The sequence below is a fragment of the Sphingobacterium daejeonense genome, assembly GCF_901472535.1.
GTDB lineage: Bacteria > Bacteroidota > Bacteroidia > Sphingobacteriales > Sphingobacteriaceae > Sphingobacterium > Sphingobacterium daejeonense.
In genome coordinates this window covers 4,463,193-4,475,853 of record NZ_LR590470.1, presented here as the reverse complement: position 1 = coordinate 4,475,853, position 12,661 = coordinate 4,463,193, and the positions used below count along the sequence as shown (strand labels likewise).

Annotated in this window: 10 protein-coding genes; 6 read left to right on the top strand and 4 right to left on the bottom strand. The window is 43.3% G+C overall.

The window, feature by feature from the left end; all coding sequences use genetic code 11:
* The first annotated feature begins 525 nt into the window (after positions 1 to 525).
* Both FGL31_RS21285 and FGL31_RS21280 read left to right on the top strand, forming a co-directional pair.
* Positions 526 to 795 carry a hypothetical protein gene (locus tag FGL31_RS21285; protein ID WP_138094326.1) on the top strand — a complete coding sequence of 90 codons (270 nt, stop codon included), beginning with the start codon at positions 526 to 528 and terminating at the stop codon, positions 793 to 795.
* A 90-nt stretch (positions 796 to 885) separates the two neighbouring features.
* Positions 886 to 1,791: an AI-2E family transporter gene (locus FGL31_RS21280; RefSeq protein ID WP_232047064.1), complete on the top strand. Its 906-nt coding sequence runs from the start codon at positions 886 to 888 to the stop codon at positions 1,789 to 1,791.
* Positions 1,792 to 2,092: 301 nt separating this feature from the next.
* Here the strand turns inward: FGL31_RS21280 and FGL31_RS21275 are convergent, their stop codons facing one another.
* Positions 2,093 to 2,731, bottom strand: coding sequence for a 4'-phosphopantetheinyl transferase family protein (locus FGL31_RS21275; protein WP_099370253.1), 639 nt, complete (start codon positions 2,729 to 2,731; stop codon positions 2,093 to 2,095).
* Positions 2,732 to 2,981: 250 nt separating this feature from the next.
* On the opposite strand from FGL31_RS21275, the gene dcd reads away from it, so the two are divergent.
* On the top strand, positions 2,982 to 3,518 hold the full coding sequence (dcd, locus tag FGL31_RS21270; RefSeq protein WP_099370254.1) for a dCTP deaminase: 537 nt from the start codon (positions 2,982 to 2,984) through the stop codon (positions 3,516 to 3,518).
* Between the two features lie 136 nt (positions 3,519 to 3,654).
* Here dcd and prfB read toward each other — a convergent pair.
* Positions 3,655 to 4,738 (bottom strand): peptide chain release factor 2 gene (prfB, locus tag FGL31_RS21265; RefSeq protein WP_138094321.1). Its coding sequence is split into 2 segments (ribosomal slippage): positions 3,655 to 4,677 and positions 4,679 to 4,738, totalling 1,083 coding nucleotides; the frame shifts between segments, so codons are not numbered across the junction.
* Between the two features lie 72 nt (positions 4,739 to 4,810).
* Between prfB and pgi the strand changes: the two genes are divergently transcribed.
* Positions 4,811 to 6,457, top strand: coding sequence for a glucose-6-phosphate isomerase (gene pgi / locus FGL31_RS21260; RefSeq protein ID WP_138094319.1), 1,647 nt, complete (start codon positions 4,811 to 4,813; stop codon positions 6,455 to 6,457).
* A gap of 231 nt (positions 6,458 to 6,688) precedes the next feature.
* On the opposite strand, the gene FGL31_RS21255 is transcribed toward pgi, so the two are convergent.
* Positions 6,689 to 8,014, bottom strand: coding sequence for an IS4 family transposase (locus FGL31_RS21255; protein WP_138092895.1), 1,326 nt, complete (start codon positions 8,012 to 8,014; stop codon positions 6,689 to 6,691).
* A 702-nt stretch (positions 8,015 to 8,716) separates the two neighbouring features.
* Between FGL31_RS21255 and FGL31_RS27030 the strand changes: the two genes are divergently transcribed.
* Together FGL31_RS27030 and FGL31_RS21250 are read left to right on the top strand one after the other, a co-directional pair.
* The gene (locus FGL31_RS27030) at positions 8,717 to 9,064 is read left to right on the top strand and encodes a hypothetical protein (protein WP_232047063.1); all 348 of its coding nucleotides are present in this window, start codon (positions 8,717 to 8,719) and stop codon (positions 9,062 to 9,064) included.
* Positions 9,034 to 10,314, top strand: coding sequence for a M20/M25/M40 family metallo-hydrolase (locus FGL31_RS21250; RefSeq protein ID WP_232047062.1), 1,281 nt, complete (start codon positions 9,034 to 9,036; stop codon positions 10,312 to 10,314). Before FGL31_RS27030 ends, FGL31_RS21250 begins: the two co-directional genes overlap by 31 nt.
* 135 nt (positions 10,315 to 10,449) lie before the next feature.
* Here the strand turns inward: FGL31_RS21250 and FGL31_RS21245 are convergent, their stop codons facing one another.
* A complete protein-coding gene (locus FGL31_RS21245; protein WP_138094830.1) occupies positions 10,450 to 12,570 on the bottom strand; it encodes a carboxy terminal-processing peptidase in 2,121 nt (706 codons plus the stop codon).
* Positions 12,571 to 12,661 lie beyond the last annotated feature (91 nt).

Genomic DNA, 12,661 nt, shown 5'->3' with positions numbered 1-12,661 from the left:
TTCTTTTGGTTAAAAAATGATATGTAAAATTTATGTTAATATTTAATTTTGTTATTTTTTTATGGATTATAGGTAAATATTTGAATGTTATAACGAGTGTTAATACAGTTTCGCTAAATATAATTGCTTGTTTTTCTTATAAACACTTTGTAACAAGAATATTAAGGTTAATATTTTCCTATTAGAATTTATTTAGTCGTCTGTCAAAAAAAGAAAGAAAAAAAAAGGAAGGTTAAAATTAGCTTATTGAAGTCGAAGCTCGCGCTGGGCTTGCCCTTCGGCTACGCTCAGGGACCGCCCTTCGGCTCCTGTTTTCGACTCCGCTCAACCAACACAGGGTCCGCCACTTCAAGCCGTGGCGGGTGTCCCCACCTGCCACTAAAAATATCCCTACGCCACTCAACCCTGTAGGGGTGCAACTATTATAGGCATTTTCTCCATGTGCGTTGGACTAGTGTGACAACCCGCCTTAAATGAGCAAGCGTTTTGGTTACTTTTGCGCTTCAAAAGTAACGTCATCCTGCCATGAAATGGCATTATTTATTGGTGTTAATAAGGCTAAGTCTGGCCAGCGAAGGCTTTAACACAAGTCATGCCTACGCACATGGCCAGCGCGCAAGACTTGCGCTAGCAGTGCTGAAGATGGTTAGTGGAGACACCAACCATGGCGTTCTTGCCGTCACCAACCTTGGCGACTTTTTTTCTGATTTTCTAAACCAAATTTCTCAAAAGTTGTTATCTAATTTTAAAATCAATTATGAGCAACAACGATGTTTTTTCACAGAAAGAGCGTAATATTATTATCCTGATTATAATTGTAATTTTAGGAGGGTTATTTTATATGCTACTTCAGGAATTTTTGGGGCATTCCTGGGGACCATGGTAATGTATACTTTATTCAGGAATCTGAATATCTTTTTGATCGAGAAATGGAATTGGCCAAAACCGGTCTCTGCAGTGGTTATTATTGTTCTTTCGATATTCATTATTGTACTTCCATTCTTTGGGATTGGGAAGATGCTTTTTAGCAAAGCCATCGAACTCCAGCAGAATCCGCAATGGATCAGCAAGATCATGGATGCCATCAACCATTTTGTCGGCGATAAATTGGGTCAGCCGGATCTTATCGAGAAACAGTTGGAAGCGAGTTCTTCCTATTTCGGAGGTCTCTTGACTTCTGCACTCAGCGGTGCTGCCAATGTGTTTCTGGAGGTAGCCGTTATGTATTTCTTGCTTTATTTCCTTTTCGTCAACTACCGAGGGTTTGAAGGAAGCCTGATTCACTATCTTCCATTCGATGATGAAAACGCCGTTGCATTTGGCGAGGAACTAAAAAATATAACCTATTCCAATATAATTGGCCAGACCGTAATCGCCATTATCCAAGGTGCATTTTTGGCTGTCGGGTTTTGGATCTTTGGAGCCAAGGATCCGCTCTTTTGGGGGGTCATTTGTGCTATTTTGTCCTTTATACCATTATTGGGTCCACCATTGATATTTGTTCCCGCGGCGGTGATCCTGTTGGCAGATGGGATGACCTGGCAGGGTGTTGGTCTTTTGGTTTGGGGATTTGGGTTGGTGATCAATATCGACAACGTTCTGCGTTTGGTGATCGCCAAAAAGTTGGGGGATATACATCCCATTATTACGGTTGTTGGGGTTATCATTGGTATTCCATTATTTGGCTTGATCGGCTTAGTGTACGGACCTCTTCTGCTGGCGTATTTCTTGATTGCGGTCAGGATCTATAAGTCTAATAAGCGGCTTTCGCTAAAACAGGACGGTTGTTAAAGCATGGCCTTGCACGGTCAAACACGCAAGACTTGAATTAGCTTAGCCATTAGATGGTTGGTGAGGACACCAACCATGGCGGTCGTTTTGGCGTATTATCAATCATGTCACGCCTATGGCGTTAATTATTGTTTGCTATGCATTTTCTATAGATATGGCATGCCGCTGGCATTTAAGAAACATATAACGCCTACGGCGTATAATGCCGCTGGCATTGAATTAATTGATGGTTGTTGGGGACACTAACTATGGCGATGATGTGGCCACCAATCATGGTGTCGGTTGAGCCAACATTGGTGTTTCAACCCACCACATATCCCAACATATACTCATTAAACCTCTCATAAAACACATTAAACTTCCTAACCTCATTATTCTTGTTGAGGTTAACGGTCATTACGCCTTGAGGCGTATACCTGAAAGGTTCAATCGTCATGTCTTGATAAAAAGATACCCCCTTATTGCCCTGGAGCTTATAGACAGCTTCCTTAGCGCACCAACAGGCATACAGCTGATCTACAAACTGGTCCTCTTCGATAAAACCTATTTCCTCAGGCTTCAAAAACTTATCTTTAATTCGTACCACCTTCTCCTTGACAATCTCCAGGTCAATGCCACAAACCCCAGCCGAACTCAACATCACACCTGCATAATCATAAGAATGCGTCAATGAAATTTCATAAGGAAAATCAGGAAGATATGGCTTGCCGTTTGAATCTGAAGGGCAGCTGATAAATTCAGGTGTCTGCAGCAAGTATCGTAGTAGTACTCTTGTTGCAAGCCAATGCAACGTTCTTTTCCCTTTTGCCAAACTGCTGAGTTTCGCAAGTTCTGCTTCATCAAGCTGCAACATAGAAATCAATTCGTCCTCCGACTCTTCAATTTTCCATAATGCAATACGACTGTGAGCGTCTAATTCTTTGAGATAGGCTAGTGACATAGACAAAGGTAGGGATTAGATTTGGGATGTGGGATATGAGATTTGAGATGAATAGGTTTAGACATAACACATAAGACATAAGACAGGTAGGGTGAAATGGATTTGGGACATGAGATATGAGATGTGAGATAGAAAGGGTGAAATGGAGGTGGTATTGGGTGAAAAATGAGATGTTTAATTCCAGGTTGTCTATCCATTAATTTTATGTATTTTTGAATCCTGCTAACTCGCAGATGTTTAGCTCCAGAATATGATATTATCAGACAAGAGAATTTTAGAGGAAATCGACAAGGGGATGATCGTTATTGAACCTTTCGACAGGAAATGCTTAGGTACAAATTCCTACGATGTACATTTAGGTAAATACTTGGCCACTTATAAAGATGAGGTGCTAGATGCCAAGAAGCACAATGAGATCCAACATTTTGAAATACCTGCCGAAGGTTATATCCTTCAGCCCGGAACGCTTTACCTAGGGGTTACCCTGGAATATACAGAGAGCCATGGTCATGTTCCTTTCTTGGAAGGAAAGTCAAGCACCGGCCGCTTAGGGATCGATATCCACGCCACAGCAGGAAAAGGTGATGTCGGTTTCTGCAATACCTGGACACTAGAAATCTCCGTAGCGCAACCAGTTCGTGTATACGCAGGTATGCCAATAGGTCAATTGATCTACTTCGTAGTTGAAGGTGATATCGAAACCATGTACAACAGCAAAGGAAACGCAAAATATAATAACAAAACAATCCGCCCCGTAGAAAGTATGATGTGGAAAAATGCGTTTTAGACAATAGACATAAGAACCGATATAGTTTATCGGTTTTTTTTATTCTTGATTATGGTAAAAAACCTTCCAAGTATTAAGACGTTTGGTAAGCCATACCGAGTCTATTGTCTTATGTCTATTGTCTTATGTCTATCCCTTAGCCCCCAAACTCCATCAAGTAAGATTTCAGGAATTCATCGAGGTCACCATCGAGGACGGCTTGTGTATTTGATGTTTCCGTGTTTGTGCGGAGGTCTTTGATTAGTTTATAAGGGTGTAGGACGTAGTTTCTGATTTGGGATCCCCACTCAATTTTCTTTTTGGAACCTTCGATGGCTGCGGTTGCTTCTTGGCGCTTGCGCATTTCGATTTCGTAAAGTTGAGATTTCAGTAAACGCAAGGCATTCTCTTTGTTCTGCAGCTGTGACCTAGACTCCTGGTTCTTGATGATAATACCGGTAGGTTTATGGTGCAATCTAACCGCCGTTTCAACTTTATTCACGTTCTGTCCACCAGCACCACCTGAACGGAAAGTATCCCACTCAATTTCAGAATCTTTAACTTCAATCTCGATATTGTCGTCCACTAATGGGTAAACATAAACGGATGCAAAGGAAGTATGTCTTTTAGCATTGGAGTCGAACGGTGAGATCCTAACCAAACGATGTACACCATTTTCACCTTTTAGGTAACCGTAAGAGAAGTTTCCGGAAAATTGCAGGGTTACGGTTTTGATTCCGGCTACATCTCCTTCCTGATAATCTTGCTCTGTAACTTTACAGCCGTGTTTTTCACCCCACATAATATACATACGCATCAACATGGCCGCCCAATCACAGGACTCCGTTCCTCCAGCACCTGCAGTAATCTGTAGGATCGCATCCAGTTGGTCTTCCTCCGCGCTGAGCATATTCTTGAATTCCAACTCTTCAATTTCTGCAAGAGCGGTTTGATATTGTTCTTCGAGCTCCTTTTCGCTGGCATCACCTGCTTGATAGAATTCGAAAATAATGCCAGTGTCTTCAACAGAAGCGTCCACCTCATCAAACTGATCGGTCCATACCTTATGGTTCTTGATGGAATGTAATACCTTTTCTGCAGCTTTGGGGTCATCCCAAAAATCTGGCTGTAGAGTAATCTGGGTTTCGCGCTTTATTTCTTCTTTTTTGACATCAATGTCAAAGATGCCTCCTCAGGGATGTTACTCTATCCCTCAAGTCTTGAATTTGTTCTTTGGTCATAAAAACAAAGATAACATAAAATTGAGGATTGATTAGGCTGTAATCCTTATATTTGAGCAAAAGCAATAATTTATGTTACCAAAAATTGATTTTACAACAACCCAAGCATTCAAATATTTAGCCGATCATTTCATTACCATAAATGAATCTACCATCAAGGAGCTTTTTGCTGCTGATCCGGAGAGGTTCGGTAAATTTTCAGTCTATCTATGCGATATCCTCTTGGATTACTCCAAGAACAGGATCAACGAAGAAACAATGGCTTTATTGATTCAGCTTGCACGTGAGTGTCAGTTGAAAGATGCAATTGAGGCCATGTTCAATGGCGAAAAAATTAATGAAACCGAAGGCCGTGCAGTACTGCATACCGCCCTGAGGAATCAGTCGGGTAATCCGGTGTTGACGGATGGTAAAGATGTTATGCCAGAGATTAATGCGGTATTGGAAAGAATGAAAGACTTTTCTGATCGTGTTATCTCCGGAGCATGGAAAGGATATACTGGAAAAGAGATCACCGATGTTGTGAATATCGGTATTGGTGGTTCTGATTTAGGGCCAGTGATGGTCACCGAAGCATTAAAGTCCTATAAAACGCGACTGAACATGCATTTTGTTTCCAATGTAGACGCAACACAAATTGCAGAGACGCTGAAGGATTTAGATCCTGAAACCACGCTGTTCCTGATAGCTTCCAAAACATTTACCACCCAAGAGACGATGGCCAATGCCAATTCAGCAAAGGAATGGTTCTTGAAGGCCGGTGCAAAAGAGGCAGATGTTGCGAAACACTTTGCTGCATTGAGTACCAATGAGTCTGGAGTGTCAGCATTTGGAATCGATACCAAGAATATGTTTGAGTTTTGGGATTGGGTAGGGGGAAGATATTCATTATGGTCTGCAATCGGTCTGTCGATCTGCCTAGCAGTAGGTTTTGATAACTTCAAGCAGTTGTTGACAGGTGCTTATGAAGCTGATGAGCATTTCAGAAATACGGAGTTTGAAGAAAATATCCCTGTTATCCTAGCACTTTTAGGTATTTGGTACAATAACTTCTTTGAAGCTGAAAGCAACGCCATATTGCCTTATGATCAATATTTACATCGTTTTGCTGCGTACTTCCAACAAGGAGATATGGAGAGCAATGGAAAGTATATTGATAGAAACGGCAAGCGTGTGGAGTATGAAACCGGACCTATTATCTGGGGCGAACCGGGAACAAATGGTCAGCATGCCTTTTATCAATTGATTCACCAAGGCACGAAATTGATTCCTTGTGATTTTATTGCTCCAGCAATTTCCCATAATCCATTAGGTAGGCATCACCAGATGTTGCTTTCGAACTTCTTTGCACAGACAGAAGCGTTAATGAATGGGAAATCTGAGGAAGAAGTGGTTGCGGAACTTAAAAAAGCAGGAAAGTCAGAATCAGAGATCAAGGAGCTTGCGCCATTTAAAGTTTTTGAAGGAAATAGACCGACAAATTCATTTCTGATCAAAGAAATTACTCCAAAGACCTTGGGATCCCTAATTGCTATCTATGAGCACAAGATCTTTGTTCAAGGAATTATATGGAATATCTTCAGCTTCGACCAATGGGGCGTTGAGTTAGGAAAGCAATTGGCAAACAAGATATTGCCGGAGTTGGAGAATAATGCGCCGGTCGAATCTCATGATTCATCTACAAATGGCTTGATCAACCAGTATAAAGATTGGAGATAAACGTAAGTCAGGCCTGCACGCAAATCCAACGCGCAAGACTTGCGCTAGCTGTGTAGGAACCGAGTATCGAAGCCGTGGTCGGTTTCCTCACCGACCACGGCTTTGTCGTTTTGAACGTTTGGTTTCAATCAGCAATTGATAGTTACACCCCTACAGGGTTGTGTAGCAACACGTAATCAATTCTATAATAGTTTCACCCCTCTGGGCAATGTCATTAAGTTAAGGATTTTATCATGCCGGTTTGTAGTTTGTGTAGGTCCTGTGCTTGCACTTTTTATTCGAGGTCTTAAGCTGCCTTGGGAACGATCTTCCCTTTCGAATGGGCAATGTGTCCTTGAGGAAATAGGCCGTGAGCTCCCTGAGGATTTCCCTTTCCCTGTTTTTGAAAAAGATGGCTATCAGGTTTTCCTTTAATTTTCCGAAGGATTTGTTCCCGTTGACCTTTTGGGGGTACTTTTTCGTGGATGTATCGCGGTCGAGCTGGACCTGGGCATCCCTGATCAGTATCGAATGCAGGTTTGACATCATCACCGTTGCATAGAAATCCTGCTCGACGGATTCCACCGTCAGCCCGCTGAAGGATTCCATCTGCATGGTATTCTTCAGTTTGGAGATGTTCGTCTCCACTCCCCAGCGCCTGAAGTACAGGTCCCCGAACATATCGTTTTCAAACCCCTCTTCCTGCCATAGGTTGGTCGCGATCACCTCCGTGGTCGACTGCAGTTCTACCCTGACCAAGCGTATGCGGATCCTTGTTGAGCTGTCCGTGGCGAACCCGCTCTGGCGCAGGCCGCTGATGGAGGCCTGGGTTGGGGCAAGCTCGATGACCTGGGAAACCTTTCCCGTCTTCAGGAACCTCTTGACAAACTCTAGCGAATCCTTCGCCCTGATCACGAACTTGCGCTCGCTCTCCTGCCAGCTATGGAGCGCGAACATCTTGAACGTTGAATAGTACCTGTCATAGATGGCAATGGAGTCCACGGGCAGTTCCTCGATCCAATGGGAGGCCAGGGTCAGCTCGCTGGTCCGGTATGGGGCTATGCAGGCATGGGTCACCAGGTCGTTCAGCACATCGTAGTGATAGAAGGTCTTTGCCTGCACGAAGCTCGAGTTCTGGTTGCTCTGGCCGCCAAAGTTGGCCTGCAGGGAAGGTGTGTTCACCAGGGCAAGGTTGGAGCCGTCAACTGCGATCAGGCGATAGCCCATCCATCTCCTGGTATCCCCCGGTGCATGGCGCAGGAAGCTCTCGCAGAGCACCCGGTTCCAGACCAGGAAGAAAAGGGGGCTCAGCTTGCTCCTCTGCTGGGAAAAGGCACTCACCGAGCAACTGATCTTCTTGCCCAGCTCACCAAAGAAACCTTCCAGTTCGACAGAGAGGGTCCGCTTGCACATCTTGGCGATCAGCAGGACCAATCTCTCGAAATTGAGCTTCCGGTCCCGGGTGAAATGGGTTTTGGAATTCCTGAAAAGATTGAGCAGCAGAGGATCTGTTAAACAGATAGAAATAAAATTTTTTAGGTCTGAGACGATTTTAAGTGCTATTTTTACATCGGCCATAAACGCGGTTGTTTAGATTTGTTTAGTAGTGAATTCAAAATTAAACATTTACGTGATTTATGGCCTTCTTTTTTTCTTAACTTAATGACATTGCCCTCTGGGGTTGTATGGCGTGATATGTTTTAAATGGCAGGTGGGGACACCCGCCACGGCGGAGCACTCCTATAGGTTTGGTTTGGGTTAAATGACATAGTCATGTTTTCAGTGCAAGTCAGTAGACGAAGCCTCGCTCATTTTCAGTGGCGGAAGAATGGATAAAATGCCGCGGCCATTGTGCGTTGGGATTGACCTTGGATGCTTTCAATCAATTATCTCCAAAAAAGAGATAATTGATTAGAACGGCATCCTCGGCAATAAGCATTTTATTCATGAGCGAGGGATTTGCGCGACAAGCCACCTTAAATGAGCGAGCGTTTTGTTTACTTTTGCGCTTCAAAAGTAACATCCCATGCCATGAAATGGTAAAGAATTTGTGTTATTAGCCCAAGTCAGGCCATTGCCCTAGCAAACGCGCAAGACTTGAGCTAGCTCAGCTGAAGATGCTAGTTTGGTTGTATCTCACCATTCATCATATCTAAAGGCTTAGATTTATGTGTTGGTTTTTCGACGATGAGATTACCCGTAAAGGCTATTTCTCTTTTTATAATTCCCAAAAATTGTCGACCTTAGGGTAATACCTAATATTTAACCCAAAAAATACACATGAAATTCAATAATCTAAGTATTACTTATTTCGGTAGAATGGCAATTTTAGTGCTTGCATGCGGTTTTAGCACTGATTTGCAGGCGCAGCGTTTTCCCGGTCGGGCAGCCCAAAAGTTGGATCCCATCGTTGAACAGATCGTAAAGGAAGCAAAGGACAATTCTGAATTGGAGCGACTTGCTTTTGAGTTGTTGGATGTTGTTGGTCCGCGCTTGGTCGGCACACCGCAGATGACAAAAGCAAACGAGTGGGCACTGCAGACTTTTGAGAAATGGGGGATACCTGCCAAGAATCAGCAGTTCGGTGAGTGGCACGGTTGGAACGCGGGATTTCGCATATCGATATGACCTACCCACGCCAGAAGTCATTGGCCGGTACGCAATTGGCATGGAGTCCTACCACAAATGGGAAAGCTATTGAAGCCGAGGTCATACCTTTGGCTGACGTGAAGGATTCGCTGGCATTCAGAGCATGGTTGCCACAGGTAAAAGGCAAGTACGTGATGATTTCGATGCCGCAACCAACAGGTCGACCAGATGCCAATTGGAAGGAATATGGCACCCCTGAGTCCATCGAAAAGATGAACAAAAACAGAGATTCCCTCTCTGCTGCCTGGAACAATAGGATTAAAGTAACCGGGCTAGCACCATATTCAATTCCTACCGTATTGGAGGATGCAGGAGCGGTGGGCATCTTGAGCAGCTACTGGTCAGGCGAGTTCGGTGCCAACAAGATATTTGGGGCAAGATCGTATAAAGCGCCGTCATTGGATATATCCCTGGAAGACTATGGTATTCTTTATCGGTTGGCAGAAAAAGGATATAAGCCGAAGATCAAGGTGGAAACTTCATCGAAGCACTTGGGCAATGTCCCTTCTTTCAATACGATTGCTGAAATCAAAGGGACGGAGTTTCCGGATGAATATGTAATCCTGTCTGCCCATTTGGATTCCTGGGAAGGGGGTTCAGGTGCTACCGACAACGGTACTGGTACCATTGCCATGATGGAAGTAGCGCGGGTACTCAATAAAGTACTTCCTAATCCTAAGCGCAGTATTATCATTGGCCTTTGGGGTAGTGAGGAGCAAGGTCTGAACGGATCTCGGGCGTTTGTGCTTGACAACCCTGAGATTGTCGAAAAAACGCAAGCGGTTTTCAATTTGGATAACGGTACAGGTCGGGTAGCCAATATCAACGGATCGGGCTTTGTGCATTCCTATGATTTTATGGGAAGGTGGTTGGCGGCCGTTCCGAATGAAATTACAAAAGATTTAAAAACAGAGTTTCCGGGTTCACCGGGTGGTGGTGGTTCGGACCATGCCTCATTTGTTGCGGCGGGTGTACCGGGGTTTATGCTGAGCTCCCTGTCATGGGGCTATTTCAGCAATACCTGGCATACCAACTTGGACACCTATGATAAATTAGTTTTCGACGATCTATTGTCGAACGTTATTTTAACGGCGGTATTGACGTACAAAGCTACTGAAGAACCGAAGTTGGTGGATCGCGAGAAAAGGGTGCTTCCAGCAGACCGCAATGGTCAGCCTGCGACTTGGCCAGCAATACGCCAGCCTAGAAGATCAGGGGTGGGTTATTGATAACACAAGTCAGAGACTTGCGCTAGCAGTGGTCGCAAGCTAAAGCATAATAAATCAAAAAGGTCTGAAGCTTGCGCTTCAGACCTTTTTGCATATTAATAAACTATTTAGTGTCTAATGTCTAATATCTACTGTCTATTTCTTATTCAACCTAATATAATCGGTCAATACATTTGCGCTTTCTTCAAGGACAAAGTCGTAATCGATTTTTGGTTGTGGTTGACCTTCTTTCCAGAGAGGTTCACCTTGGAACGCCAATTGTTTGTTAATGCGTTCGCGTTGTTTAATTCTGCTTTTTTCTCGTTCTGCTTTCAATTTTGCTTCGTTCAGGGAGATTGAAGGCATTGTTTCATTTTTATTGAATTCTGCGATGTCCTCCAATAGGAAGGTGTAAGCAGGAGATTTCTCCATACGTTTTTTGTGTATTTCTTCAAGCTGTGTGCTGATAGGCTTAAGGTCACCGATCTTAGCAAATTTTGTAGGCTTGATCTGATCCCAAGGCAATGCAGAAGGTTCTGAGCTTTCGCCGAATTTTTCTGCTGAGTATTGAGTTGGGAATGTCACATCAGGAGTAACGCCTTTATGTTGGGTACTGCTACCGTTTATACGGTAGAACTTACCCATAGTAATATTGATCTGTCCGAATTCTGGAGCACCGTTTGGAGTATCAGGATCTGATTCACCAGCTGCTTTGATCAACAGTTTGTTGGTCGCGCTGATAAAGCGTGACATATCAACGGCGTTCTGTACCGTTCCTTTACCATAACTTGTAGAACCCAATATGATTCCACGGCCATAGTCTTGGATTGCACCAGCGAAAATTTCAGATGCGGAGGCAGAGAACCTATTGATGATAACACCAAATGGTCCTTCCCATACCAATCCGACCTCTTGGTCGCTGTCTACCTGAACACGGTTCCTAGTATCTCTTACTTGTACTACAGGACCTTGATCTACAAATAGACCTGTCAATTCGATCGCCTCTTGTAGAGAACCACCGCCATTGTTTCTTAAGTCCATCAATACAGCGTCAACTCCGTCTTGTTTCAAGCTGTCCAACAATAACCTCACGTCTCTTGTGGTACTCTTATAGTCTTTGTCGCCACGGCGTACCGCTTCAAAGTCAATGTAGAACTTAGGAAGGTTGATAATACCGATTTTGTATTCTTTTCCATCTTCACCTTTTATCACCTTAGTTTCTCTTTTTGCGGACTCTTCGGCCAAGATTATTTTCTCGCGTGTAAGTTTTACGATTTTTGGAGCAGCAGAAAGCTCAGCACCAGCAGGAAGGATTTTTAATCTTACGACCGTTCCTTTCTTACCTTTAATTTTAGCTACTGCAGCGTCCAGTCTCCATCCGATGATATCTTCGAATTCACCGTTGTCACCTTGGGCAACACCTACGATGCGGTCGTTGATATGCAATGTTTTGTCCTTGAATGCCGGGCCACCAGCGATGATCTGTTTGATGGTTACCATTTCATTTTCCATCTGAAGCTGTGCGCCGATACCCTCTAAGGTATTGGACATGCTTTCATTGAAAGCCTGAGCAAATGATGGGTTGTAATAAGTTGTATGTGGATCTACAGCATCTGTCAGAGATGTCATGATCATTTGAAAGGCATCGTTGGAATTGGTTTTCTTTGCTTGAGAAATCAAGTTGTTGTACCTGCTGCGCAATGTCTCTTTATTTTTTTCGATATCTACCTTTGCTGAATCACCCGCAGTAAGGCGAAGATTCAACAAATCGTATTTTACACGTTTTCTCCATTGATCTTTTAATTCAGCGTCTGATTTGAACCAATTTTCTTTTTCACGGAAGCTTGTGTATGTTTCGTCTTTGTTGAAGTCATGAGGAGCATCGATTTGTTCCAGGGCATAGTTCATGGCCTGCAAATATCTGTTAGTATATTTATTGAAGATATAGAATGCACTGGAAAGATCACCTTCCCTGAAGTCTTGGCTCAATGTGTTTTTAAACTGTTGGAAATCGTCTATGTCGGATTGCAACATGTAGTTTTTGCCTTGGTCGATACCTTCAAGAAGATTGTTGAAAACAATATTCGAGAGTGAATCTCCCATTGGTACTTTTTTATAACTGAAGTTCTCCAATAAATTGGCAACTTCTTTTGCGATTATTTCGTGTTGCGTCGTTGGTTTAAGCTCCAAGCCATCTTGATCCAGGTTTACGCGTGGTTTAGCTCCACAAGCAACAACTGAGATCAACGCAAGACAGAAAATGAGATGTTTAAACATATAAGTATAATTCTTGAAATTGTTCATTAAGTTTTATTATCAGTATACCCCAGCATTATTTAGAGCTGGGAAATTTCTAACCGCTAAATTT